General features: G+C 53.7%; 22 protein-coding genes. 10 read left to right on the plus strand and 12 right to left on the minus strand.

Annotation, left to right across the window (positions count from 1 at the left end; translation table 11 throughout):
- Nucleotides 1–69: 69 nt before the first annotated feature.
- Both LIX91_RS01540 and LIX91_RS01545 read right to left on the minus strand, forming a co-directional pair.
- Nucleotides 70–633 (minus strand): peptidylprolyl isomerase, encoded by a 564-nt coding sequence (locus LIX91_RS01540; RefSeq protein ID WP_100072401.1) that lies wholly within the window; start codon nucleotides 631–633, stop codon nucleotides 70–72.
- A gap of 221 nt (nucleotides 634–854) precedes the next feature.
- Nucleotides 855–1778: a LysR family transcriptional regulator gene (locus tag LIX91_RS01545; protein WP_003402385.1), complete on the minus strand. Its 924-nt coding sequence runs from the start codon at nucleotides 1776–1778 to the stop codon at nucleotides 855–857.
- 67 nt (nucleotides 1779–1845) lie between these two features.
- On the opposite strand from LIX91_RS01545, the gene LIX91_RS01550 reads away from it, so the two are divergent.
- On the plus strand, nucleotides 1846–2160 hold the full coding sequence (locus LIX91_RS01550; protein ID WP_226487875.1) for a 3-phosphoglycerate kinase: 315 nt from the start codon (nucleotides 1846–1848) through the stop codon (nucleotides 2158–2160).
- A 186-nt stretch (nucleotides 2161–2346) separates the two neighbouring features.
- Here LIX91_RS01550 and LIX91_RS25670 read toward each other — a convergent pair whose 3' ends face one another.
- Nucleotides 2347–7179 carry a M10 family metallopeptidase C-terminal domain-containing protein gene (locus LIX91_RS25670; RefSeq protein ID WP_226487876.1) on the minus strand — a complete coding sequence of 1611 codons (4833 nt, stop codon included), beginning with the start codon at nucleotides 7177–7179 and terminating at the stop codon, nucleotides 2347–2349.
- 267 nt (nucleotides 7180–7446) lie between these two features.
- On the opposite strand from LIX91_RS25670, the gene LIX91_RS01560 reads away from it, so the two are divergent.
- The gene (locus LIX91_RS01560) at nucleotides 7447–8325 is read left to right on the plus strand and encodes a carboxylate/amino acid/amine transporter (RefSeq protein WP_003418418.1); all 879 of its coding nucleotides are present in this window, start codon (nucleotides 7447–7449) and stop codon (nucleotides 8323–8325) included.
- Between the two features lies 1 nt (nucleotide 8326).
- Here LIX91_RS01560 and LIX91_RS01565 read toward each other — a convergent pair whose 3' ends face one another.
- Nucleotides 8327–9061, minus strand: a complete 735-nt coding sequence (locus LIX91_RS01565) for an SDR family NAD(P)-dependent oxidoreductase (RefSeq protein WP_003314465.1) — start codon at nucleotides 9059–9061, stop codon at nucleotides 8327–8329.
- A gap of 78 nt (nucleotides 9062–9139) precedes the next feature.
- Nucleotides 9140–9685 (minus strand): Bro-N domain-containing protein, encoded by a 546-nt coding sequence (locus LIX91_RS01570; protein WP_024650286.1) that lies wholly within the window; start codon nucleotides 9683–9685, stop codon nucleotides 9140–9142.
- A gap of 452 nt (nucleotides 9686–10137) precedes the next feature.
- Here LIX91_RS01570 and LIX91_RS01575 point away from each other — a divergent pair, with 452 nt between their 5' ends.
- The gene (locus tag LIX91_RS01575) at nucleotides 10138–10713 is read left to right on the plus strand and encodes a DUF1349 domain-containing protein (protein WP_074997075.1); all 576 of its coding nucleotides are present in this window, start codon (nucleotides 10138–10140) and stop codon (nucleotides 10711–10713) included.
- A gap of 56 nt (nucleotides 10714–10769) precedes the next feature.
- On the opposite strand, the gene LIX91_RS01580 is transcribed toward LIX91_RS01575, so the two are convergent.
- From LIX91_RS01580 to LIX91_RS01590, 3 genes are all read right to left on the minus strand, one after another.
- Nucleotides 10770–11207, minus strand: coding sequence for a DUF3757 domain-containing protein (locus LIX91_RS01580; RefSeq protein WP_226487877.1), 438 nt, complete (start codon nucleotides 11205–11207; stop codon nucleotides 10770–10772).
- A 741-nt stretch (nucleotides 11208–11948) separates the two neighbouring features.
- Nucleotides 11949–12242: a hypothetical protein gene (locus tag LIX91_RS01585; protein ID WP_226487878.1), complete on the minus strand. Its 294-nt coding sequence runs from the start codon at nucleotides 12240–12242 to the stop codon at nucleotides 11949–11951.
- Between the two features lies 1 nt (nucleotide 12243).
- Nucleotides 12244–13203 carry a hypothetical protein gene (locus LIX91_RS01590; protein ID WP_122232171.1) on the minus strand — a complete coding sequence of 320 codons (960 nt, stop codon included), beginning with the start codon at nucleotides 13201–13203 and terminating at the stop codon, nucleotides 12244–12246.
- Nucleotides 13204–13767: 564 nt separating this feature from the next.
- Here LIX91_RS01590 and LIX91_RS01595 point away from each other — a divergent pair.
- Together LIX91_RS01595 and LIX91_RS01600 are read left to right on the plus strand one after the other, a co-directional pair.
- Nucleotides 13768–14616, plus strand: coding sequence for a DUF2971 domain-containing protein (locus LIX91_RS01595; protein WP_122232170.1), 849 nt, complete (start codon nucleotides 13768–13770; stop codon nucleotides 14614–14616).
- Nucleotides 14617–14835: 219 nt separating this feature from the next.
- Nucleotides 14836–15930 (plus strand): hypothetical protein, encoded by a 1095-nt coding sequence (locus LIX91_RS01600; protein ID WP_226487879.1) that lies wholly within the window; start codon nucleotides 14836–14838, stop codon nucleotides 15928–15930.
- Nucleotides 15931–15979: 49 nt separating this feature from the next.
- Here LIX91_RS01600 and LIX91_RS01605 read toward each other — a convergent pair whose 3' ends face one another.
- The 4 genes from LIX91_RS01605 to LIX91_RS01620 form a co-directional block, all read right to left on the minus strand.
- On the minus strand, nucleotides 15980–16651 hold the full coding sequence (locus LIX91_RS01605; RefSeq protein WP_122232169.1) for a hypothetical protein: 672 nt from the start codon (nucleotides 16649–16651) through the stop codon (nucleotides 15980–15982).
- Nucleotides 16652–16659: 8 nt separating this feature from the next.
- Nucleotides 16660–17751, minus strand: a complete 1092-nt coding sequence (locus LIX91_RS01610; protein ID WP_122232168.1) for a ParA family protein — start codon at nucleotides 17749–17751, stop codon at nucleotides 16660–16662.
- Nucleotides 17752–18070: 319 nt separating this feature from the next.
- On the minus strand, nucleotides 18071–18664 hold the full coding sequence (locus LIX91_RS01615) for a hypothetical protein (protein ID WP_226487880.1): 594 nt from the start codon (nucleotides 18662–18664) through the stop codon (nucleotides 18071–18073).
- A gap of 307 nt (nucleotides 18665–18971) precedes the next feature.
- Nucleotides 18972–21092 (minus strand): alpha/beta hydrolase domain-containing protein, encoded by a 2121-nt coding sequence (locus tag LIX91_RS01620; protein ID WP_317135426.1) that lies wholly within the window; start codon nucleotides 21090–21092, stop codon nucleotides 18972–18974.
- 434 nt (nucleotides 21093–21526) lie between these two features.
- On the opposite strand from LIX91_RS01620, the gene LIX91_RS01625 reads away from it, so the two are divergent.
- The 5 genes from LIX91_RS01625 (at nucleotide 21527) to LIX91_RS01645 (ending at nucleotide 24570) form a co-directional block, all read left to right on the plus strand.
- Nucleotides 21527–22372 carry a ParA family protein gene (locus tag LIX91_RS01625; protein WP_137983862.1) on the plus strand — a complete coding sequence of 282 codons (846 nt, stop codon included), beginning with the start codon at nucleotides 21527–21529 and terminating at the stop codon, nucleotides 22370–22372.
- 3 nt (nucleotides 22373–22375) lie between these two features.
- Nucleotides 22376–22750, plus strand: a complete 375-nt coding sequence (locus tag LIX91_RS01630; RefSeq protein ID WP_137983861.1) for a hypothetical protein — start codon at nucleotides 22376–22378, stop codon at nucleotides 22748–22750.
- A 663-nt stretch (nucleotides 22751–23413) separates the two neighbouring features.
- Nucleotides 23414–24010, plus strand: a complete 597-nt coding sequence (locus LIX91_RS01635; RefSeq protein ID WP_230412466.1) for a DUF6035 family protein — start codon at nucleotides 23414–23416, stop codon at nucleotides 24008–24010.
- A 2-nt stretch (nucleotides 24011–24012) separates the two neighbouring features.
- Nucleotides 24013–24399, plus strand: coding sequence for a hypothetical protein (locus LIX91_RS01640; protein ID WP_226487883.1), 387 nt, complete (start codon nucleotides 24013–24015; stop codon nucleotides 24397–24399).
- Nucleotides 24400–24570 carry a hypothetical protein gene (locus LIX91_RS01645; RefSeq protein ID WP_226487884.1) on the plus strand — a complete coding sequence of 57 codons (171 nt, stop codon included), beginning with the start codon at nucleotides 24400–24402 and terminating at the stop codon, nucleotides 24568–24570.
- Nucleotides 24571–24687 lie beyond the last annotated feature (117 nt).

Genomic DNA, 24687 nt, shown 5'->3' on the forward strand with positions numbered 1-24687 from the left:
TGATAAGTGGAGGCTCTCCCGTCCGGACCGCACGAAGCCCGAAGGCCTCATGCGGTGCAGGTTTCCCGATCAGTTGACGCGTTTGGCGGACTTGATCAGGATCGGGTCGATTGGCACGTTTTGCATGCCTTTCTGAGTAGTGGTGCGGGCGTTGACGATGTTGTCGACGACGTCCATACCCTTGACGACTTTACCGAACACCGCGTAACCGAAGTCGCGCGCGCCGTTGTCGAGCATGGCATTGTCATTGGTGTTGATGAAGAATTGACTGGTGGCCGAGTTCACGTCCGAGGTACGCGCCATGGCAATGGTGCCACGCACGTTATGCAAACCGTTCTGGGCTTCGTTCTTGATCGGATCCTTGGTCTGCTTCTGAACCATCTGCTGGGTGAAGCCACCGCCCTGCACCATGAAGCCCGGAATCACCCGGTGAAAGATGGTGTTGGTGTAGAAGCCGCTGTCGACATAGCCCAGAAAGTTCTGGGTGCTGACCGGCGCCTTGGTGTCTGCGAGTTCGATTTCAATCTGGCCGAAACTGGTGTCGAGTACCACGTGCGTGGCTTTATCCGGAGCAGCCATCAGGTTAGCGGCGAACAGCACGGAGCAGGCGGCGAGAGCGATTTTTTTCAGCATGTGGCAACACGTCCTTCATTAAGAGATATCGACTGTGATCGGCAAGGTAACCACGTTTGGCTTTTTTTGCCCAGCGTGTTGGCGGGTTTGCAGCACTTCAGGCGATCAGGCTGCACGTCCATGGGCCGCACAGAGCTTCAGACTGCGTTGCTGGCGATGAATTCCTGCCGCGTGCGATTGAAGTGCTGCATACAGTGAAGAGCGCCACGTGCCTGCGCCTGTCAGGCATTTTGCGGCGTGCCGAGTGCAGCGGTGAGCGGGGTCGTGTCAAAGCTGCGGATCAGATCGATCAGAATCTGCGTCGCCGGGCCCAGCGGTCGGTCCTTGCTGGAGTAAAGATAGAAGGTCGGGTTGCGGCTGCCGCCCTTGTCCAGGCGCAGGGGCTTGAGCAAGCCTTCGCGCAGTTCGCGCTCGATCATGTGCCGCGGCAGCCAGGCGAAGCCCAGGCCGTTGCTGACGAAGGTCGCGGCGGTGCCCAGACTGCCGACGGTCCAGCGCTGTTCCGCGCCCAGCCAGCCGAAGTCCCTGGGTTGCTGCCTGCCCGAATCACGGATGACGACCTGCAACTGGCTTTCCAGGTCCTGAAAGGTCAGCTCGCGATTGGCCTGATGCAGGGCGTGGTCGGGGTGAGCGACGGCGACGAACTCGACGGAGCTCATCTCGGTGCCCAGATGCCCGGCAATGCTGTAGCCGCTGATGGCCAGGTCCGCCACGCCTTCGAGCAAGACCTCTTCGACGCCGGAGAGCACTTCTTCACGCAGTCGCACCCGGCAGCCGCGGCTCTGTGGCATGAATGCGGTCAGCGCCTTGACCAAACGTGCCGAAGGGTACGCCGCGTCGATCACCAGGCGCACTTCGGCTTCCCAGCCCTGTTCCATATGGTGCGCGAGGTCTTCCAGCTGGCTGGCCTGCTTGACCAGTTGCCGCGAGCGGCGCAGCAGTACGCCACCGGCTTCGGTCAGCACAGCCTTGCGCCCGTCGATACGCAACAACGGCACGCCGAGCTGTTCCTGCATGCGCGCCACGGTGTAACTCACCGAGGACTGCGAGCGATGCAGCGCTTCGGCGGCCTGAGCAAAACCACCGTGATCGACCACGGCCTGCAATGTGCGCCACTGGTCGAGAGTCACGCGGGGCGCTTTCATGCTGTAATTCCTCTTTAAATACGGGCTTATTGTTCTACTCTGACAATCCCGACTCGGAGATTGCCGAATGAATCGACTGTGTTGTGCGCTGCTGGTCATGTTGCCGGTGACGGCCCTGGCGTACCCCATCGAGGTGGAAAAACAGTACCAGGACGTGAAGATCGATTATGTTGCCCACAACGTCTATCACGATACCGGGTCAATCACCGTCAACAACCACGGTGAAGTAGACGCCAAATGTTCGGTGGTGTTCATCAACGGGCCGGAGGCACCGCGCACCCGACATGTGCAGGTTGGCGCAGGCAAGAGTCTCGACGTCTCATCCCGATTCAATCGCAGCATCATAAAGTTGCGAATCAGGCTCAGCTGTCAGCCCGCCTGAGAGTAGAGCGCTCTTATGGATAAGACAAATTTATGGGTAGGGGCACAGAGGCTTCGCGTTTTTGTGCAACGCGTTGGTGAAGGACCGGGGTTGCGGGGGATGTCACTCCCCCGGTCGCTCTTGCAGATATTCTGAGGGTGCAGCCCCGTTTCCAGGGCTGTTTATGAGTCATGTGCTTTGGGACGATCAGACAATAATGTCGGCGGCCTGCAGGGTCTGCACGCCCGTGAGCTGGATTTCGAAGTCCGCGCCGACGTTGTCATCGATATTGCCGTACAGCACGCCGTCGGCAAAACGCAGTTCGCCGCTGTTGTTGGCGCTGAACGCTGCGTTGCCGATGAATACGAACGCATCGTGGCCATCGGTCAGCGGGCGGGCATCGAAGCCGGAGAAGTCCAGCTTGTCGCCTTCGACTGTCTTGAAGCCATTGATGATGTCGCGCAGTCCGCCCAAGCCCGTATCGCTGCTGCTGTTGAACACGTAGTGGTCTGCCCCGGTGCCGCCAATCAGCGTATCCGCGCCTGATCCGCCGATCAGCACGTCGTCACCCGCGCCGCCGGACAAGGTGTCATTGCCATCGCCGCCACTCAGGGTGTTGGCGTTCTTGTTGCCGGTCAGCGTATCGGCAAACTGGCTGCCGATCAGGTTTTCAGTGAATTTCAGTGTGTCCAGGCCCGATCCACCGGTGGCTTGCTGGGCGCTGGTGTTCAGCGCAACGGTGACGCCGGCGGTGGCGAACAGATACGACACGGTGTCATTGCCGTCGCGACCGTCCATGACGTTGTCGCCAGCGCCTGCATAAATCAGGTTATCCAGGGCGTTGCCGGTGGCGTTGGCGGCTCCGGTGCTATTGATGACGATGTTTTCCAGATTGGCCCCCAGCGTGTAGCTGGCCAGCGAGCTGTACACCGTATCGACGCCGCCCACTTTTGCATCGGCATTAGTCTCGACCACCCGGTCGGCGGCATCGTCGACGTAATAACTGTCCGATCCATCGCCGCCGGTCAGCATGTCGGCACCTGCAGCGCCGTCGAGAATGTTGTTGCTGGCATTGCCGATGATGACGTTTTTCACGGCGTTGCCGGTGCCGTTGATGGCAGACACGCCGGTAAGCACCAGGTTTTCCACGTTGGCGCCCAGCGTCCAGCTGACAGACGACACCACGGTGTCCACCTGCGAGGGCGAGTCGTTGCTTTCGGTGACGGTATCGAAAGCGTTGTCGACCACGTAGATATCGTTGCCATCGCCGCCGCTCATGTCGTCCGCGCCCTGATCGCCGTCCAGCACGTCATTGCCGGAACTGCCGACCAGCGTGTCGTCGTCACTGGTGCCGAAGATGTGGCCGCCTTCATTCTGGCCACTCTCGAAAATGGCCGCCGGGTCATTGTTGTCAGCGGTGTTGCCATGAAAGCCCAGGTCATCGGCGATGAAATCGGCCAGACGCTGGCCGACGATCTCGGCGGACTCTTCATGCAAGTGCCAGACGTCATCGGGGTAAACCAGCGGGTTGACCTCGTAACGCAGGGGCAGATCGGTGTAGTCAACCGCCAGCTTGACGTCGGCGCGCTCAGTGGCAATGGCTTCCTGGACGCTTCTGACGTACCCGGTGCCTTCGACAATGGCGTTGATCTTTTCTTCGGTGTAACCGCGCGCCTTGGCGGCGTCGGTCTGGTAGTGCCCGGTTTCGGCGATGTACACGGTGAAATCGCCGATCTGCGCGTGCAAATAGTCGAACACTTTCAGCGTCGAAGCCTTGTACAGGTCGGCCGCCGTCTGCTTGTCAGTGGCGCGGGCGATTTCCTGAGCGGCTTCTTCGCCCTGACCCCAGATGATCCCGGTGGTCACTTTGTCGATGGCGGTCAGCGACGCCAGTTGCGACTTGAGCAACTCGGTGGCGCGCAACAGCGCAGGGCCCGGCTCATCGGTGTCGACCAGCCACCAGGAAACACGCTGTTCATCCTGAGTGCCGGTCGAGTAGCCGACCACGGTGCTGCCGCCCACGGCGAGGTCGATGCCATCACCGTTGGCGTCGGTGAACTGGCTGCGCACGTCGTAATCGGTGTAGCGAGTCAGGTCCTTGACCATTTCCGAGGTGCCGGACTGGTTATCGTCTTCAGTCATGCGCAGCAGGCGCGCATTGGACTGGCCCAGCGTCGGCAGGTAGAGAATCTCCTGCGACTCACGCTGGCCGAAGACGAAGTCCGCATCGGTCAGGGTATCGATCAGGTTGCCGCTCAGGGCGATTTCGAAGCGATTGCCGTCGGCATCCGCCGTGGCGGACTTGATGTAGGTCTTGTCGCCCGTTTCGTTGAGGGTCATGTACAGCGTGTGATCTTCGCCGTTGCCCAGCCCCAGAAAGCCCAGTGCGGAGACGTCTATCTTGTCCTGGCCGGGGGTGAAGTCATAGATCGTGTCGGTGGCGGTCAGTCCGCCAGCGTCGTAATCGCGGTAGCTGTCGGTCAATGCGCTGTAGACGAACGTGTCGGCATCGGCGCCTCCGTACAGGGCATCGCGTCCTGCGCCACCGTTGATGATGTCGGCGCCGGTATCGCCGCGCAGCGTGTCGTCACCGCCCAGGCCCAGAATCGTGTCGTTGCCTTCGGTGCCGTACAGCGCCTCGGCGTTCTCGGTGCCAGTGAGGATCCCCGGTGTCACGTTGCCCACGTTGATGGCAAAACTGTCGGCCACCGAAGCACCGGTCGCGTCGCTCGCGGTCAGCAATACCGAGTAAAGCCCCGATGCCGTGCCGCCCGGTGTGCCGCTGAAGGTCAGGGTCTTGCTGTCGAACTTCAACCAGTCGGGCAGGGCGCTGTTATCGGCCAGGGTGGCGCTGTAGGTCAGCGTGTTGCTGTCCGGGTCGCTGAAGCTGCCGGGCTGCACGGCGTAGGAGAACGCCTTCAGCTCGGTGATGTTCTGGTCCATCAGCGGCGTATTGAGCACTGGCGCCTGATTGGCGGCGGCTGCGGTGGAGAAGATGAAGTTGGACGCGCTGAGTTTGTCGGCCAGGTTGCCTTGCAAGGCAATCTCGAAGCGATTGCCTGTGCTGTCGACCGCATCGGTCTTGATGTAGGTCTTGCTGCCGTCGGCATTGACGGACAGGTAAATGGTGTTGGCGCTGCCATCGCCCAGGCCGCGCAGGCCGATGCTGGACAGGTCGATGCGGTCTTCGGCCGGGTTGAAGTCGGTGATCGTGTCGCTTTGCTTGGTGCCGCTGGCGGTGTAATTGCGATAGCTGTCCAGGCGCGAGTTGTAGATGAACAGGTCCGCGCCTGCGCCACCGGTCAGGGTGTCTGCATCGGCTCCGCCAGTGATCGTGTCGGCGCCCGCGCCGCCGTCGATGCGGTCCGTACCGGCATTGCCGTTGAGCACGTCATTGCCGTCGGTGCCGGTGAGGGTATCGCCGCCCGCCGTGCCTTCCACGACATGCTGGAAGATGAAGTGGCTGGCATTGAGCGTGTCTTTCAGGTTGCCGCTCAAGCCCAGCTCGAAGCGGTTGCCGCTGGCATCGGCGTCGAGTGATTTGACGTAGGTGCGGTCCAGTGTGGCGTTGTAGCTGATGTTCAGCGTACCGCCCTTGCCGCTGCCCAGCCCGGTGAAGCCCAGGTTGGTCAGGTCGATGCGGTCCTGACTGATGTCGAAGTCGGTGACCAGATCGGTGGAACTGGTGGTCGCCGTACGGTAGCTGTCGGTCAACTGATCGAAGCGAAAGGTGTCGGCCCCCGCGCCGCCGGTGAGCTTGTCGGCCCCGGCACCGCCGACCAGAATGTCGTCACCCGAACCGCCGTTCAGGGTGTCCTTGCCCGCCAGTCCGAAGATCTGCTCGTGGGCCGCGCCACCGTTGATGACGTCGTTGCCCTCGGTGCCATTGACGGTCACCAGCGGGAACGCATCACCGGCGAAGCTGCCATCGCCGTACACCAGGGTCAGCCCCTTGCTGGTGTGGCTGATGGTGTTGCCGACGATGCCGTTGCGGTCGGTGCCGTCTTCGTTGCGCTCGGCGACGCCGTACGTGGAGTTGTCACTGCCGGTGATCGTGTTGCCACGGATCAGGTTGTCGCTGCCGCTGAAGAACTTGCCGGACACGCCTGTGGTGTCGTCGTAGGACTGAATGATGATTTCCGGAACCGCTGAACCCAGCGCGTTGTTGCTCAGGGTGTTATCGAAGATATCCACCCCGGAACTGCCATAAATGCGCACGCCGGCGTTGCCGTTGTCGTGGATGTCCACGCCGCTGACCGAGACCTGGCTGGACAGCTTGATCAGCACGCCTTCTGCTGCGTTGCCATACACCGCGCCGCCGGTGATGGTGATGTTGGCGGGCGAGGGGATGTTCTCGCTGCCGCGCTGCACCACGATGCCGGTGCTGCCATTGCCGTAGGCAACGTTGTTGCTCAGGGTGAAGTCGTGGGTGCTGGTGACCACGTTGAAGCCGTGACGATCGTTGTCATAGGCGACGTTGTTTTCAAACACGCTGTCGCTCAGGTAATCGGCCACGAAGCCGTCCAGGCCGTTGCCATGCGACACGCTGTTCTTGATCACCATGTTGACGGTCTGCTCGTGCGGGTCGAAGCCGTAGCCCGAGCAATCCTTGATCTCGACGCTGTCGAGGGTGACGTTCGAATCCTTGCCGTCAGAGCCTGGAATGTAACCGTTGAACCAGCCGTCCACCTTGCCGGTGGTGGCGTCGCGGTTACCGTCCAGCGTCAGGTTCTTCATGCCGAAGTCGTGGGTTTCTTCGCCATAGGCCGAGCGCACGATGCCGGTCACCTTGGTGTCCGAGCCATCAGCGAGCTTGATGATCGTCTCGCCCATGCCTGCGCCCGACAAGGTGACGTTGCTCTTGAGCATCAGGCAGCCATCCGAAGGCTCCTCGCCACCGGACACGACGTACGTTCCGGCCCCCATCACCACTTCACCGCCGCCTGCCGCAGCAGCTGCGTCGATTGCGGCCTGAATGGCTGCCGTATCGTCAGTGACGCCGTCGCCCAGTGCTCCGAAGTCTTTTGTGTTGAATATCATGGTGTTACTCCAGGCGACGACGAATGTGGATGAATTGAGTCAATATTGCAGCGTCGGGATGATAAGACCTTTTTCTGTGGAAAAGTTGCCGATATAGGCTATATTTTCGTCGAAACCGACGACATGTACGTCAATAATGCGACTGTCATATTTGTGACGGGTAACGCGGAGCGCGGCGACGGGTTGGCGTCAAAAAGCGGCGGCCGCCGAGTGGACAGTAAGTGACGCAACCGCTATGGTCGCGCCCTTCAAAAATGGGGGGCGGGCATGGGTTATCTACTTTTCGTCACACTGATTCAGGCGTTCTCGTTCAGCCTGATCGGTGTCTATCTGGCCGGGCACGTCGACAGCTATTTCGCGGTGCTGGTCCGCGTGGTGCTGGCGGGTCTGGTATTCATTCCGCTGACCCGCTGGCGTCAGGTCGAACCGCGCTTCATGCGCAGCATGCTGCTGATCGGCGCGCTGCAATTCGGCGTAACCTATGTCTGCCTGTACCTGAGTTTCAGGGTGCTGACGGTGCCGGAAGTGCTGCTGTTCACCATCCTCACGCCGCTGCACGTGACGTTGATCGAAGATGCGCTGAACCGACGCTTTAACCCCTGGGCATTGCTGGCGGCAGTGGTCGCGGTGCTGGGCGCTGGCGTGATTCGTTACGATGGCCTGGACGGCGACTTCCTTGGCGGCTTTCTGCTGCTGCAGCTGGCCAACTTCACCTACGCCGCCGGGCAGGTGCTGTACAAGCATCTGGTGGCGCGTTACCCGAGCGACCTGCCGCATTACCGACGCTTCGGCTACTTCTACCTCGGCGCACTGGCCGTGGTCCTGCCCGCGTTCCTGATGTTCGGCAACCCGCAACACCTGCCGGAAGCACCGACCCAATGGATCGTGCTGCTATTTCTCGGCCTGTGTTCGACGGCGCTGGGCATGTACTGGTGGAATAAAGGCGCGTGCATGGTCAACGGCGGCACACTGGCGGTGATGAATAACCTGCATGTGCCGCTGGGGTTGTTGATCAATCTGCTGATCTGGAACCAGCATGAGGACTTCACCCGCCTGCTGATCGGCGGCGGGGTGATCGTGGCGTCGGTGTGGATCAGTCGCCTGGGCGTGCGACGCGTGCCGGAGAGCGTTTCCGGCACACGTTGAGTCAGACGTGCTGGCCGCCGTTGACGTGAATCTCCGCACCGTTCACGTAGGACGCGCCAGCCGTACACAGGAAGTAGATCAGCGAGGCGACTTCCTCGGGCTTGCCCAGCCGGTGCATCGGCACCAGCCGCTCGACAATCTCGGCGGTGCCGGGTGACAGAATCGACGTATCGATTTCACCCGGCGCAATGGCATTGACCCGTATCCCGTGCGGACCGAAATCGAAGGCCATTTCCCGGGTCAGCGCCGACAGTGCCGCCTTGGACGTGGCGTAGGCGACGCCTGCAAACGGGTGGACCTTTGAGCCGGCGATCGAGGTGACATTGATGATGCTGCCCTTGGCCGCCTTCAACTCGTCAAACAAGCCCCGACCCAGCAGCGCGGTGGAGAACAGATTGACGTTGAACACTTTGATCCAGGTGCTGTAATCCGACTCCAGCACACCCATGCGCCCGCCGTCCTCGGTCTTCGGTGAAACGCCGGCATTGTTGACCAGCGCATCGAGCCGCCCGCCGAGCTTGTCCTTGATCGCTGCCATGCTCTCGCTGACGCTGTCGATATTTTCCAGGTCCAGGTGAATGTGGTTGAGCAGACCTTCAGCCCACGGACAGTCAGCGACCCAGTTCTGCCGCGACGCGGTAAACACCTCCCAGCCAGCGGCATTGAAATGCTTGACCGTGGCATGACCGATACCCCGGCTTGCGCCAGTCAGCAAAAGCTTTTTCTTGTCGCTCATGAGTGCGTTCCGGTTTTTAGGGTGGATGCATCATGTTTTTTGGTGGGTGGGGTGTCAACGGGGTTCAGACAGTACCGGTCAGGCGGCAGTGCGCATTGTGTTGATGCGCTTCAACACCCTGCGCCATAACGGCCGCTTCGGACGAGGAGCTGCCTCGGCCACTACATTCGGCATGTCGCGCAAGCGAACCCAGGTTTCGCTGCGCCAGTGCAGCACGCTCAGCGATGTGCCGGGCCATTGCAGTTGACTCATTCTGGGGTTATCCAGCGTGACGTTCTGTTGATCGTGCAAGGTCGTCAGCACCTCATGCGTCAGCCACTGACGCAGCGCGCGGTTCTCCGGCACGTAGTGATGAACCAGCAGCGCCAGCACGCCGGACTCGCTGATCATCAACTGCCGCTGGCACTCGCCATGAGCTTCCAGCCAGACCTCGCGACGCTGATCCGCATCGAGCTTGAGCGTGGCACGCTCATCCAGCGGCCTGCCCATCAGGCGGGCAAGGTCGGCGAGGCAGAACCAGGCTTGAGATTCGGTGAAAATGGCACGCAGGGTGCGGCTGTGGCGGAGGAAGAGGGTGGCTTCGAAATGGGGTGTATGGGTGTTTCTGAGAACGATATTTTGCATGGGTGACGCTCTTTTTGGTTATCGAGAGCCGCCACGGATTGTCGCCAAACATTGGGTGGCAGCTGTGTGCAGGTTGGCGAACCGGGCAAAAAGACAAACCCCGGCAGACCCGAAGATCTCCCGCGCACAGCCGCCATAGCGCGACATGCAGGCCGACAGGATCTGCTGTTTCGCGATGGAGCGTATTTTTGTCTTTTCTTTGGGTCGCCAAACCCAGCCGCTGATTTTGCAGCGAGCGGCGGGGAGGTTAGCGTGGTGGGAACGGGGTGGCAAGGGTGTGGGCGTGGGTTTGCAGCGTAGGAAATGGCGTTTTTTGGATGGGTAAGATGCGTGCGGTTTTAGGGTGTGGTCAGATGGTGTGTTGTTGGTTGATGTTTATCATCGGGAAGGTATCCATGCATATGGAGTAGATGAGGTCAGTAAACCCTCGACAACCCCACACAGGAGGCGACATGTTCGACGAAGGCATCTGGCTGAACCAACCCCGGCACTGCAGCGTGACGGACGAGCGTCTGACAGTCACCACAGACCCGCAAACCGATTTCTGGCAGCAGACGCACTACGGCTTCTGCCGCGACACCGGTCATTTTCTGGGAGTTTCGGTGACCGGTGATTTCACTGCGCAAGTGCATGTGCAGGGTGATTTCAAGACACTTTACGATCAAGCGGGCTTGATGGTCCGCATTGACGAGCGCAACTGGGTCAAAACCGGCGTTGAAGTCAGCGACGGAGCCTTGATGCTGGGTAGTGTTCTAACCTGTGGACAATCCGATTGGGCTACAGGTGCGTTTGATGATTCGTCATCCGGCCTCTGGCTGCGAGTCACCGTCGCCAAGGGCGTGCTGCGCATTCAGCACTCTAGCGACGGCCTGCGCTGGCCGCTGCTGCGCCTGGCACCATTTCCCGTGAGTGAGTCTTATGCCGTAGGCCCAATGTGCTGCAGCCCGGAGCGGGGAGGGCTGGAAGTAGTGTTCTCTCATTTCGAGGTCATGCCTGCATTGGGCAAGGATTTGCATGATCTGACGTGAGTGACTCTTCAGCGAGCCATTGCAGGCTCGCTGAAGAGCGACAGGGTTATTTCGTGTTAGTGAACGACAGTGAACTTGCAGTTATCAGGTGATGTTTTTTCACACACGTTATAGACAAGACCAAAAGGCCCATCTTCTTTCTTCCAGGCATTGCCTGCAGTTTTTATAGTGAAATCCTTATTGTTTTTAGCGATGAAACGCATGTCCAGCGCCTCGCGCCCACCGATGTTGTAGGTGCAGTGTTGCAACATCTGAGGTGCGTCTGCACCCTCTTGAATAGCGATGGCCAGGTCAAACGACTGCACAGGCATTTTCTTTGTCACAACGCCTTGCAGCACGCCGGTCCACTCGCCGTCATTGCCGCTCGCCCGGTATACACCGGGCGAGACCTGCTCGATCTTCGAGACGGCAGGGCAGTTTTCCGCAGCTTGAGAGGTCATCGACAGTCCCAGCAGGGAGGTAGCAATTGCAGCGCTGATCAATACTTTTTTCATGATATTCCTTAAGTTGATTTAATTCTTGATGTGTATATAAGCGTATATGTAAGATTTTTACGCAGTTAGGCCGAGCGAGCTTGTTTCCCAAGTCTGCTAGTTGGTTGCATATGGCTATCTAGTGTGTGGCAAGAAATGTGTTGCTTGTTATCTCGTTATTAAGCGAGGTGCGTGCTTCAGTAGTAACTTGATCGTATCCAGTGTGGATGGGTTTATCGTAGGCGTTAGTCTGTCTATTGTCTGCGCCTTCAGGCCTTAATTGTTTGTAGGAAATGGCGTTGGTTCGTGTGGGGAAGGTGGGTTGGCTGATTACTCCTGAAAACCTGTCCACATAGGCATGGCAAGGGCAGCGCGCGGGATGACGGCTCGAAAGACCGAACCGGTGGCTTCACCAAGGCTTGGTTCGTGAAAGCCACTCCCCACAGGCGTACGCACCAATAATGCCTTTGCGGTATCAGCAGATGGGAGCCGAATTGTTTGGCTGGCGGGATGGCGGTTATGGTCCATTAGATCTAACGCCGAAGCGCTCAGAAATCCTGATCATTCTTGAGGCGCCATTCACGTATGTGCGCCTCGACCAAGCCAGCGCCATAACTTCATTTTGGCTAACCAGAGGCCATCCGGCGTACCCAGTATTCTAGGGCTTCTCTTTCGATATTCAGGGCCATGGGAAAAGATCGATTCTGATGGGTGGTAGTAGCGACTGGGTTAGGAATGTCTGACCCTTGAACTCTATTTTGGTCAGGCTGCTTTTAATGACCGCTTTGGGTACAGGGTGTGTAAAAACGTCACGAGCGAAGGCAAAACAGGCAAAACAGCGGAGTCTAGGTGTTCTAAAGAGCATTTTTTGCCTGTTTTTAACGCAGTATTTTCAAGCGCAGTAGTTTTTACACCGCCTGGGTCGTTTGCGGCCCTTCGAGACAGGCAGTAATCGGCCAGAAGCGGCCGTTCCGTAAAACCGCTATTCGATTTAAGCTTATATGCATTTTTATCGATTTTTGGCATGTGGTGGCGACGTTCTGATGCAAAATACATGTCACTCCAAACGCGTTTTTAGGGGGACCGCGCTGAGCACTTTAAGACGGCCTTCTCCGTCGTTGAAAAGTCTGTCAAGTTCAAACACTTGCCCAGAAGTAACCATGGTTGGGAGATAGAAAACGATTCCGTCTCGATGTCCGGAACTGGCGATCACGCTTTCAAGCTGAATTAGCATCGATTCGTATGTATGAATATTTACTCTATTCTTGATCTCCACAACTACTGACTGATCACTACTCTTCACTAGGACATCTGCAATAAGCTTCCGTTTTTCCCCGCCAATTTGAGCTTCAGATAACACTTCTGCATCAGGAAAGATAGCGGACAAAAAACCCGCTACCGACCCTAGCCACTGAGAGTACGAGTTACTTTCCAACTCCTCCACGGAACGGAGAGTAAAATACGATTTAAGGGCCTCAGTAACACGACCCAAAAGATCCCCATCCGCAAAATTGAACTTGCTTTTTATCGTCTGCGTCAATAATTTTGCGGCTTCCTCTTCTCGGTCGCGTGCAAGCTGTAAGGCTATCTCGTCTACAAGAAGGCATGAGAACGCTGTTACCGACACAATAGCCAGGAACGCTTCACTCTCGCTGAAGTCCAATTTGTGATCATGAGTAGATGGGTTTCTCCACTCCTGTCTGTAGTTCGTAAATTGATCCAGCACTCTCTTCCTAAAGACATTCGATTTGCTAAAGAACTGCTCAATATCAAATATTCGCGTCTTATCAAGTTTTTTCTTGGCTAGAACACCGTAAGCCTCTTTGAGACCACCCTCGAATGCTTGATTTGTTCTATACACTGCATCAGTGAATGCCGAATCATCGGAGTTCTTTTGCCCCCTCTTCAAATGTTTATAAGCAACTTCTACGTGCGCGAGCAGAGCCATCAGTCCAAGCGTATGATCACCCGCACCAGCTTGATCTATCTTTGCTCGAAGGGTCGCAATAATATCCATTAACTAAAAGAGCTCTAACAATCGATGAGCAAAAAAGCGTAATGTTATCAGCCATCGTTCGTGAGGTCTACCTCGCCCAATCCTGCCATCTGCGAGACGCGCCTTGGGTCGATTCTGTTGAAAAAGTCCGCTTCGAATTCCACGGCAGAAAAGTACGCGCCTGAGATTGAAATCTGAGTTTTGCGCAGAAGGTTCAGGCGTCTGATTTTACGTAGCAGAGTGCAAGCGAGATGTTTTCATCCATCAATATTCGAGCGTTTTGGGCATGCCGACTGTTTTCAACAGAATCGGTCGAAATCGGCTGGCCACAACCAGATGCTTTCGACTATCACCGGCACGCAGCACCCCTCTGCGCGATCACCCATTAATGTCAGGTGGCGATGATCAAAGCATTCTTGTGGCGGCAGGACCTGCTTAAACGAACCTAAGGGCACTATCCCGATGATAGCAATTTGCCTATAATGGCTTAAAGCTAAAACCTCACAAGTAAAATTTCACTCCAGCAAAATTTGCCAGTTAATAACTTTAGGCAGCCAAGACAATACTTTTCAGAGTTATATTTAAATGATCTTATATCATTATACAGACCAAAATGGATTTATGGGTATTTTTCAGCAGAGAGAACTATGGGCGACAAAAATTCAATTTCTTAATGACTCCAATGAACATAAGCTAGCATTGGATCTGGCCGCGGAACTTTTAGAAAGTTACGCAAAAAAATCAAACGATCGAAATGTAAAGGCACGGCTAAATCACTACAAAGACAGTATTCCCCATATTAAAGATAGGAATGTGTGTGTTTGCTCCTTAACTGAAAATGGAGACTTGCTTAGCCAGTGGAGAGGGTATTCGCAGAGCCATGGTGGATACTCTATTGGTTTGAATTATTATGCGCTGGAGCCCTACATAAGATTGCAGGGGTTTAAATTGGTGCAGTGCATATATAGCAAGAAAGAGCAGGTAAGCGTTGTTTCTAAGATGATTGAAGCACTGATTGAGGAGTTTAAAGACGAGCCCGAGCCTGAGTATGGATTCGACATTAGCTATGAAAGTACGTCGACTTTTCTTGACCGCCTATCAGAGATCGCTCCCGTATTAAAGGATCCGAGCTTCGAAGAGGAGGCTGAATGGCGAATTATCGTGACCGCAAGCTTTAGACAATTAAGTTTTCGTGCTGGAAAGTCAATGCTTACTCCTTTTTATAAAGTCAGCCTGCGCAGTAGTGATGATGACAAGTTTAGATTTCTACCACTTGTCCAGGAAGTTGTTGTTGGTCACACTCCTCACCCCGAGCTTGCAGTACTGGCCACAGAGGCCTTCCTTATTAATATGTTTCCTCCCAGATTGCTAGATGGAGATTACTCGACACTAATCGAAGTGCGGAAAACCTCGATTCCTTTTCGAAACTGGTGAAGGGTTATTCCTTGTAATGGAGTTGCATCACTGCCCCCCTCTGAGGGGCCAGTGGTGCGGTTGGCAGCATTTAAGAGCGAAATTTTATGGCCGCTTCTGGCTGATTGCAGACCTTCGTGAAAGGTAATAGTCGGCCAATAGCTGCCTGTTCGTAACGGAGGAAAACTTCCGGAATGGGATGCCTGAAAGCGTATGCTTACGCACTCTAGGTACTACGATATGCCCTCAATTCATACCCTGAACGCTCGCGGCAACGTTCTGCTCCCTGTAATGCGGCAGTACTTTTCCCTCAGCGATGCACGTAGCTTTGCTGAAATACAGCATTTTCATGGTGAGTGCGTCGGCATCCTTAAAGCCAAGGGAATCGATTATGCCTTGCTCAGGACGGCCCTGACCCCGCAACCAACAAAGCACGAGGCGGCGTTCCTCTTCGATACCGATCTTTGTGCCCGGAGCTTTCTGCCTGGAGTGGAGTGCGCCGAAGCGCTATTTTGCGCGCTGGATGCCCAAACGACACATAGTATCCTGGGTGGAGAGCTTTTCGGGTCGAGCGATCAGCTTGCGCGCAAGCTGCTGGATCCCGCAGTCGTCAGCACAAAACCGAGTTTTCAGCTGCCTGATACGTGCTTCGTCCTGTATGTGAACAACCTTTCCGCAGGTGCTATTGCTACAGTCGACTCCCAACTGCAGCAGCTTCCCGCCTACTTAGGCTACTTGCCGTGTACTTACTCAAGCGCAGCCAAAACATTCACCTCGCTGAACCTGATGAATTATGTGATTAAGCATGGCGGGACGGTCATCATGGGGCATGAAGATGATCGACCGAACGCGCAGGATTTCAACCTCCACCAGCATGACTACAAGACACAGGGTTTCCGACTCAGGAGCATTCAGTCGATTTACTTCGGCACATTCCTCTCATACAAGCCTGAGCGCCTGCTGCTAGATCTAACCGACGACGACTTGGAGATTGCGTTAAGGGCTATGTCCTCTGCAGTAGCACCGCTGGCAGAGTTCACTGTCCTCATTGAGGATGCCAAGTTCGAAAAGTACCTTCAGACCACGAAGCTAGGAAAACTGCAAAAGGCCGGGCTGGCAGAACTGACCAAGGCTGAGCTTGAGACCGCAATCCGAAGCAAGCTGCGGATGAACTACCTGTACAACCTCGAGTGTGTGAGCCAACCGACCCACCAGCTCAGCAAATTCAACATCTTGCTTGAGTTCCCTCGAGTTGGCGGCCACCCGGAACGTGTAGTTTTGGCCCTGGAGTACCGCCCAGTCGACCGCATTGTTAGCCTTGTCACCATTACCTGACTACGCCGAGCCTTCGGAACATGGACTGACTATTGTAATTATTTTGAGTTTAATCTATTTGAATTCGGCCTCCCTCAAATTTTGGAGGCGTGTGATTTGTTTTCAAAATTGCATCTGAATAATTAGCAAGCCATATTCCTTTCTCTCTGATGGAAGGTATATCACTGAATTTCAGGGAGTTAACAATATTTCGAATTGCCCGTTTAAGCAAACGCGGTCGCTTGTCTTTTGTTACACCAATATAATCTATGAAGTACAACCCATCGTCCTCCTTCACTATCTCAACGGAGGGAGGGGAACTGGGGTATATAAGATCAATCACATCCGGCGCGATGACCACTCGGGGATAGCGTGCTGATTTACTCTCTACATTATATGCGTCAATAAGTCCTGCGCTAAACGTAAAGGTTCCATTTGTAAAGTGCTGATTTACTGCTACGCCTCCTCTGCATAGCAGTTGCTCATCAAGTAGATACCTTTGATATTCAGCGATACTTGTAATAAAGGGTATGAAATGCGATGCGTCATATGGACGAGAAATTACTATTGAGTCCGAAAATTGGATTATGTTCAGGTTTGGATCTGACTTGAAGATCTCTGCACATTTTTGATGACAACGCAGAAGCTTTTCAAGATATTCTCCAGAGCCTGAGCGAACCTCCTCGTCTACCAAGGCTTTAAACCCAAGAATATCAAGGAAAGCTACGAAGTGGATCTTCATGGTTGTACTCATGGTTTCTTCGCATCAAACTCGTTAATAATATCTGAAATCGACCCAAAGAGAGTTTTATAAGTTGCCATTCGCTTTTGAGCGCCGCTCCAGTTATTCCCCTTCCAAGGCTTAAGGCTTTTGGTGATCAGTGCAGTGTCAGTTTGTTCAATGTTAAACACGGCCTTTCCGACCTCTTGCATAAGCGGGGCAAGCTGGTTGAAGTCGGGTATTTCAACTGATATTGAATATTCGGCAGACTTTACTCTTTGTGTGGGCAAATACAAGGACTCGCTGACGGGGTCATTGAAATAAATCGGTTTCAGCTTTTCATCAATCTCAAGGGGGAGACGTTGCATCCAAAGTTTGAAGCCTGGCTTCGCTTCACCAGCATATTTCTTGAAGGCTTGAACGACAGCACCAAGAAAAGCGGGCTTTCCTGAGCGAATGGGCATGTCTAAAGATTCGTATTGCGAAACTACTTGCTGATGCTCCTTCATCCAACGCTGCAAAATGTGCGAAAGGGTTCCGATGGCTTGAACATTAAAACGATCTGGTGCGACCGGGATAAAGAAACCATCACATACAAGAAAAAAAGCTCTTGTTAAAGCACCTGAGCTCGGACCAACATCTATAAAGATATAATCAAACTTTTCTTTTTTTGCAAGCCGGATAAGAAAGTCTCCAATCGCGACGTATGTCCGCATAAGGTTTGTTCTCATGCTCATTCTTTGAACATGTGCTTCTGCCAGATCGTCCTCAATGGAACTTAAGTCTACGGCACCTCTAATCAAGTGCAAGTTTTTGTGCACTTCAACTGTTTTAACTTTGCTAATATCAATAAATGCGGCATCACCTTTTATCCTCTGATTTAGAGCGTCAAGGATACTAGTGCCGGGTAATTCGTTTACTTTATGATTGGCGGATTTTGCTGCTGCCGCGTCAAGATTTTGTATAGTTCGAGCCAGTGCAATCTCGGTAAGGTTGCACTGGGGATCCGCATCGACCATGAGTACTTTTTTGCCGGAGTTGGCCAAGTAAGTAGCGATATTAAAGGTGGTCGTTGTTTTGGATACGCCGCCTTTGTGGTTATACAAAGTAATAATTTTCAAAAGTTATTCCTTTTCTAATTTGGGGTATTCATCGCATTTATGAATAAATTAGGCTAGCTAATAGCCACTGGTTAGCTTTTTAACACAGATTTCAGGATCAGGGTAAGCCAAGAGTATTCGAGGTGCTCACACTGTGCGAATCGAGCCGTGGGAAGACCGATTCGTGATTGATGTGTCGAATATCGGATTTTGGCTGTGAGCAATCTTAGAGGAGCATCGACTGCTTTTGGCCGATTGCTGCCTGTCGCAAGGGGCTGCAACCGACCCATAGCTGACGCTCAGCGGCGTTAAGAAAGCGGGGGGGGGGGGAGGGCGGTGTTCACAGGCGAGATGCCAACTTCTGGAGTTGGTCGAACAGTCTGAACCCGACATAGTCAGGTTTAAGCTTGTATAGCGACCGATAATAGCAATCCCAGTAGCTGATCATTCGGTCTCGTGTGGCCTGAAAATACTTCGGGTTGTCTCTGGTGAAGGAGCCGTAAAGCACAGGGTCAAGCAGGGAAAAGTAGGATTCGCACGTGTCGAGTATCTCGATCACATACTCGCCAGTGAGCTGAACAACGAATGGAACAACCCAGGGTTCGGAGACCGGAAGGATGCGCTCAAGTTGGCGCTGGCGCACATAGCCATTGTGGTGCCTGGTCAATAGGCAAGAGTACATAATGCTTTGCGTCCGGCTTAGGGACCTACCATCCTGCTCACCGCCCTCGTGGTGGATTCGGTATGGAATGACCACACGATTTTTGTCTGTTGTGACCTCTATGCCTCGATGATCAGCAAATCGGGTATCGCCCATGACCAGGCTCAGACGAGCTGCCTCCAATTTCAAGTAGGGCGGAAAGGCTTTAGCGATTGATTTCGGCGTGGCTGAAGTCTGTAGCGTTACACCGCTTTCCATGGCGAACCTTTTCATGATGATTCAGCTTTTACGACAAGTCGTTTATTTAGGATAACGACCTAGGCTGCGCCCGTCTGCGTCTGCGTCTGCTATTTGCCGATTGCAGCCGGTAAGCTCATGCAAATTCTAGACAGTAGCGAACATCGAACCTGCTTGGTGGCTCAATGATTACGCTCTACGATAGGGCGATAATGCCCGATTGAATTGATCGGACACCATCGCTCCTATGGCTTGGGCTCTGATCGCGAACATCCGCTCCGTAAGGAAAAAGACTTAACGTCGTGTCCGGAATCACTAAGCCACTACAACAGATCACCCCTGCTTAAGGCCCCGTACGCACCCCTTTCTCCTGCGCCTCCTTCACAAGCCGCTCACGGTCTTCAGGAAGCAGCATCCGCGCCTCAACCAGCGAGTCTGCGGCTTTACTCACTGCAGACACATAAGCCTCCTTCGTGGGGTAGCGTTCCTCCAGGGAAAGGCGAGGGTCTCCGGCCACGATTCGCTCTTTCTTCGTCGCGGCAAACGGGAGGAAGCTGCCTTGGAAGTTGCAAAAGCCGCCATCAAAAAACTCGGGCCGGAAGGTGTTCCAACCCGTGTAAGTCCCGATGGGCGCACCCAGATACACATCCCGAACGCCACCCACATCAATTCCGTCTGCATCCACTTGAGGCACCAAGAGGCCGTAACTGCCAACCCCCGATTTCGGCGGCTCGTTTGTGAGAATGCCTGAGCTGTCTTCGGGACGAAACCCAGGTCCAAAATCAAGCACTTGCAGGCTATTGACGGCCCCGGTGTAGCGGAGCTCGGGGCGCGAAACGCCACCATAATTGGTCGCGGGGATGAGCGGGAAACTGACCCTGTCCGCCGGTACGAGGGTGCCGTCCGCCACAGAAGGCTTTATCGAAGCCGGCGGTGTTGTGTCATCACGAACCCAGCCAACGAGATTGATGAACGCTGCGCGCATGGTCCAGGTGTGTGGATTTGGATTTGATTGCACCTGGCAAAGTCCAAAGGGGGGGTTAACCGGGAGTGGCAAAGACGGCGGGGCATGCTGCGTACTTGCCATAATAAAAGTGCGGACGTTTTCCGGTTCAGGTGTATCGCGCAAGCCGAGTGGATCGGTAAGGCCAAGCGACTGGCGTCCCTCCCAAAGTTCAAGGGCCGTTGCCATGTGGAATATCAGAGGGCAAGTATTGTTATCGTTGCAGCGATCCAGCAAACCCTGCGAGCGTCCGGTAACAGGATCGGTTTCCCGGCCATAGGTAAACGGAAAATCGTAAGCAGGGGAGTCATGATCGACCTGCTGGCCCCACGCCCGACCAGGTTGAGCAAACCGGATGTTGAGCGGCATCAGGCCGCCACCGATATGCGGCATCGCACCATCATAGACCCGATGACCTTCCTCGCTGCGGTTGAAACCCAGCGCGATCATGCTGCGGATGAATCGCCCGGATTGTGATGAGCCAGTGATAATCGACTTGACCTTAGGCCCATGCACTACAGGGTTGGGCACACCGGTATCGTCATGCTCGGCCTGCTGGAAAAACGCACCAACATCCCGTGCGATCGCAAAACCAATACCCATTACCGCCGGGTCCTTGGCCTGGTAAATCAGCTCGTAAAGCTTACCGGGCTGAAAACCAGCGGGTAGGCATATCTGGGTTTCGTTCGGCGTATTGCAATCGCCAAACTTCCAGTCATTCACTGGAATTTCCTGTCGGGGCGCATTTGCCCGCGAACGCACCGTCAACGTCGGACGAAAGCCATCCGCGAGCACTTTGGTATTGTCGGTTTCAACCGATTTGTAGCTCGTGTGAGGCGGCGTGGAGGTGAACCAACCTGCAGACAGGTTAAGGCTGACGGTCGGTGAGAGCGTGGTCAACTCACTGCGCACCACACCTGTTACCGGCGACCCATCAGTATTTATGGCCGTCGGCAGTTGCACCATCATGCGGTTGTCACCCGGGGCAACGTCCCCCTGCCAGGCAAACGCGATCAGCGTCGTACCCTGGCGCTGTAGAAAACCGTCCCCGGCGACTTCGAAGTTGTTGAACGCTGCTGGACTACCCTGCATATCAGCGTTGAACAATAACATCGCGCGCTTAGAGCCTCGATTTGGCACGTCGAATAGAAGAATGTCATTCGATTTAGCCACGTCAGCGGGACGCAGGATTGCAACATCAGTCGTGTATTCAACCATCCCACGCCCGTTACGGGGTGCAAGTTCGATGTCTTGAATAATCTTGTTTTCAGGCGCTCCTGGGTCTAATTCACCATGAGCGCGCGCAAAGACGCGTTCGTAAGCTCCTGTATTCCCGAAGTTTTCGCCTCCGAAAGCGGGTTCGGTCCGCAGGATCTCCAATTGTGTGATACGGGCTTGGGCGGGTGCTGCAACGATCATCATGGAGCTTGCAAACGCTGCAGCATGAAATAGGCGATTCATCTTTACCCCCAATTTTTCATTTTTTTTATAGATGGCTTTTGATGCCCTGATAGCAATGCTTGTACAGATCAAAAGGCCTCAAGCATAGCCTGCAGGTAGCTCGGTTATCATGAATTTGTAAGCGTTCCGAGAGTATACCTTGCCAATTTTAGCCTTCAGGTGGGCAGTGGCTAGGTGAGGCATGTACGCCGTGGCTTCGTGCTGAGCCTGAAGCCGTGCTGCCTTTTGCTCTTAGCCGGCGAAACCGCTCACGACAGTAGGAGTGGTGCTGATCATTTTTTGCTCGAGTTAATACCGTCGAAATTTTGCTCATGAAAAACCTAGACTCCACGCCTTCAAAATAGTAGCGTCTGAGTGAGTGGAGAGTACGGATAAAGAAATACCTTCCAAAATGAAAGTAAATCATAATAAATTTATACCAAAAGGATTGGGTTATGACAAAAGTAGTAAGTTTCATTAATCTAAAAGGTGGTGTTGGAAAAACCACTACTACTGTAAATATCGCTGCAACTCTTGCCACAGACGGTTACAAGGTCCTAGTAATAGACCTTGACCCACAAACAAATGCCACTGTATCGCTAATCGACCAAGAGGAATGGCAAGAACGGCATGACCGCGGACAAACTTTATATCATATGTTCAATGATATGCTAAAAGGTGAGGATCAATTCAATATAGATGATGCCATACTTAATGATGTTGGGGGTATCGACGGATTAGACTTATTGCCATCAAGCATACATCTGGTAGAAATCCAAGATGATATACCCGATATGGACAACAAAGCATATGTCAGTCACGTCGACGTGCTAGGTAATATAATTGAAAATATAAAAGAGGATTACGATTTTATACTCATTGACTGTCCGCCAAATCTTGGTGCAATAACATTGAATGGAATAAGTATTAGTGATTATTATATAGTTCCAACAGTTCCAGATATTTTATCAAAAATCGGTATAAGTCTGATACTAAATAGAATAAACTCTTTCAAAAAAAGAAAGCATAGTTGCAAGATAGAATTGGCAGGAATTGTTTTTACAAAGGTTGACTATAGAACGAACTTGCACAAGTCTACTATGACAGAGTTACGCTCAGGCGACTATAGTAAGGTCGTTTTCAAAAATGATTTTCCTCAAAGAATCTCGGTCGCTGAAGCACCAGTAGACTCAAGACCATTCATAACATCTGCTACAGCCAAAAGAAAATCGGATTTCCACGACACGAAAGGAATTATAACAACACTCACCAATGAGTTTCTTGAGCGGGTAGGAGCTTAAGGTATGAAAAATATAAGCAGAAAAGACATAGAAGTATTTGGAAAAGTACTATCTGAGATTGGTGAGGTAATTGAGGGGAACCCAGAAATTATTCTAAGTATACTAAGGCCGTTTTATGAAAAAAATCAAAAAGAACAAAAAGAAAAGGAGTTAATTCGGGCGGAAGTTGAAAGTCTAAATATTTTCGACTCATTTAAAGAAAAGAAAAAAAGTGAAATCGAGAAAGAGCTCGCGACTTTTAATAAAGAAGAATTAAAGTTTATAATTAAAAAGTATAGCCTTGGTGCAACCAAGCTGACCTCTAACGAAAAACTATCAGAGTTCATTGCTGACCAAGTAACAAAAAGAACAAAGGATGTATTTATAAATCAAGAATAAATTTACTCTGGCTGTGTTGCTTTTTTCAACGCAGCCAGACCATCTTCGCCACTTTGCCTATTTTTAACTGGCTGACTAGCTAAAAGCTTGATATCTGCACGCCGCTACATGGCACTTTTTATGTCGTGCCAGAAGAGTATTATAGGCTAGTGCCGTAAGGGATGATTCATTTTCTAACTTGCAAAAAAATAGTGTGGATCCATCGCCCGAGATGGGGCTTGGCATGCTTCCTATTGCTCCCATTGCACTGCAACGCGTAGATCTGAATATGAGAATAACCGTCTATTTTTTGCTCCGAGGTTCATGGGCGCGTGTTGAGCGGTGACGTTTATTTAGACCAGAAAGACCGTTTCAAAAAAGGTCGGCGGATCCTCATCTAGCCACTCCGCAGGGCCCGGAGATTATGACGCGATTATCTTCGGCGCCCCAAAGGAAGCTTTATGTTCACGTATGAGGTCGCTCAGCCCACTGCCACCATGCTCCTGACAGAAATCCTCGATCTAGAGACTGTACTGGATGTCGAACTACAAAGCTTCTTGACTCGCGATTTGGGCTTGGTCATGAAAGGCAGGGGGGGCGTTGGCGAGTCGATATGCTCGTGATCCCGGCAGTCCTTGGCTGGTGTGCGCGTTGTGCATGGCCCCGGTGATACTCGTGCGCACCATGGAGCTACGCTTTCATTTCCGTCATCATCCACGTGCGGAGGCAGAGCAAAAATGCTCGATTTCTATACGTGGCCAACTGAGCGCCGAACAGATCAACTGCATCAAGTACAACGCCGCGAAGGAGAGCGCGGTACACCTGAGGCTCAAACGCATCATCCGAGACAGCCTGATAGCCGATGAGCAGTGTTCCAAGCCGTTGGTGGCGACAGTGTGGAAAGGCATGCGCCTCGTAGATCGCGCGCAATGGCGAAAGCCCGATGTCCAAGCTGAGCTCAATGGCCAACGACCGGCATTTGAGGTGCAGCGTTCGACCACGTACCTGACAGAAATCGCGGCTCGGCTTGAGTTCTACCAAGCTAACAACGGGGCTATGGTCTGGATCTTCCATAGCTTCGATCCGAGTTCCGACCGCACCTCTGAAGAGGACATCTTTTTCCTGAATAAACACAACGTCTTCATCGTGAATGAAGCGACGCCTGCTCGACCCCAAGTGGTGAGGCGCATGGCTCTGGAGTGCTGGTACGCCATCCCCCATCTCAGGGGCAAGACAATCATTGACGAATGGGTGATGGAGGGGGTGTTTCTTGATCACTGATCGTGAGCGCCCAAGGGCAGAAGGTGTGCTTCAAGGGCTACGACGCGCTAAGGGCCGAGCTATTGAGCAGCGTGAGCAGCGACACAGCCCGGCAGGCCTTTCTCGATTTCTGGATGCAACATGCAGCAACGGACATCAAAGAGTCGGATGAGGCATGGCGAGCTCTGCGGGAGCAACTGAACACGGCACTTCCTGACCTTTCGCTGCCTTCGGACTATCGCATGGGGAAATTCCATGGAGCTGCCTCGATTATATTGTGTGCCCGTTTTGGTTATCTGGTGGGCTACAACCTACCTCGCCTACTGAACGTGGCCAACACCGCCTTCGATCACTACAAGGGCCATTTACTCGCCTTTGGGTGGACGCTGCGAGCGTTCGGGAATGAGTAAATGTTAGCTGACCAGGACGCCAAGCAGACTTGGCAGCGGAGGAAGAAGATGATCCGCGAGGGCCTTGAGCGAATGGACCAAGCCTTCCGGCAAGATCGGAGTTACAACCACGTGATTGCGTTCCTGATCCCTAAGATCAAGGACAAGCTGGCCCTCGGGTGGGAGTTGTGATAATCACCAGCTTCTGCGTTTGAGCTGTAGGAATTTTCCACCTCGGTGGTAGGCTCTCTTGTTTCGGATCCTCTAGATGCCCCGTCAATGGGGCTTGGCTTGATGAGCAGGAGCTTT

The organism is Pseudomonas sp. B20 (assembly GCF_020515755.1).
GTDB classification, from domain to species: Bacteria; Pseudomonadota; Gammaproteobacteria; order Pseudomonadales; family Pseudomonadaceae; genus Aquipseudomonas; species Aquipseudomonas syringae.

Excerpts from the sequence above, each read along its gene's own strand:
- LIX91_RS01630 (WP_137983861.1), top strand. The coding sequence starts at position 22,376 with ATGAAAAATATAAGCAGAAAAGACATAGAAGTATTTGGAAAAGTACTA.
- LIX91_RS01550 (WP_226487875.1), top strand. The coding sequence starts at position 1,846 with ATGAATCGACTGTGTTGTGCGCTGCTGGTCATGTTGCCGGTGACGGCC.
- LIX91_RS01560 (WP_003418418.1), top strand. The coding sequence starts at position 7,447 with ATGGGTTATCTACTTTTCGTCACACTGATTCAGGCGTTCTCGTTCAGC.
- LIX91_RS01565 (WP_003314465.1), bottom strand. The coding sequence starts at position 9,061 with ATGAGCGACAAGAAAAAGCTTTTGCTGACTGGCGCAAGCCGGGGTATC.
- LIX91_RS01620 (WP_317135426.1), bottom strand. The coding sequence starts at position 21,092 with ATGAATCGCCTATTTCATGCTGCAGCGTTTGCAAGCTCCATGATGATC.
- LIX91_RS01570 (WP_024650286.1), bottom strand. The coding sequence starts at position 9,685 with ATGCAAAATATCGTTCTCAGAAACACCCATACACCCCATTTCGAAGCC.
- LIX91_RS25670 (WP_226487876.1), bottom strand. The coding sequence starts at position 7,179 with ATGATATTCAACACAAAAGACTTCGGAGCACTGGGCGACGGCGTCACT.
- LIX91_RS01600 (WP_226487879.1), top strand. The coding sequence starts at position 14,836 with ATGCCCTCAATTCATACCCTGAACGCTCGCGGCAACGTTCTGCTCCCT.
- LIX91_RS01575 (WP_074997075.1), top strand. The coding sequence starts at position 10,138 with ATGTTCGACGAAGGCATCTGGCTGAACCAACCCCGGCACTGCAGCGTG.
- LIX91_RS01585 (WP_226487878.1), bottom strand. The coding sequence starts at position 12,242 with ATGTATTTTGCATCAGAACGTCGCCACCACATGCCAAAAATCGATAAA.
- LIX91_RS01635 (WP_230412466.1), top strand. The coding sequence starts at position 23,414 with ATGGAGCTACGCTTTCATTTCCGTCATCATCCACGTGCGGAGGCAGAG.
- LIX91_RS01615 (WP_226487880.1), bottom strand. The coding sequence starts at position 18,664 with ATGAAAAGGTTCGCCATGGAAAGCGGTGTAACGCTACAGACTTCAGCC.
- LIX91_RS01645 (WP_226487884.1), top strand. The coding sequence starts at position 24,400 with ATGTTAGCTGACCAGGACGCCAAGCAGACTTGGCAGCGGAGGAAGAAG.
- LIX91_RS01540 (WP_100072401.1), bottom strand. The coding sequence starts at position 633 with ATGCTGAAAAAAATCGCTCTCGCCGCCTGCTCCGTGCTGTTCGCCGCT.
- LIX91_RS01580 (WP_226487877.1), bottom strand. The coding sequence starts at position 11,207 with ATGAAAAAAGTATTGATCAGCGCTGCAATTGCTACCTCCCTGCTGGGA.
- LIX91_RS01625 (WP_137983862.1), top strand. The coding sequence starts at position 21,527 with ATGACAAAAGTAGTAAGTTTCATTAATCTAAAAGGTGGTGTTGGAAAA.
- LIX91_RS01545 (WP_003402385.1), bottom strand. The coding sequence starts at position 1,778 with ATGAAAGCGCCCCGCGTGACTCTCGACCAGTGGCGCACATTGCAGGCC.
- LIX91_RS01590 (WP_122232171.1), bottom strand. The coding sequence starts at position 13,203 with ATGGATATTATTGCGACCCTTCGAGCAAAGATAGATCAAGCTGGTGCG.
- LIX91_RS01605 (WP_122232169.1), bottom strand. The coding sequence starts at position 16,651 with ATGAAGATCCACTTCGTAGCTTTCCTTGATATTCTTGGGTTTAAAGCC.
- LIX91_RS01595 (WP_122232170.1), top strand. The coding sequence starts at position 13,768 with ATGATCTTATATCATTATACAGACCAAAATGGATTTATGGGTATTTTT.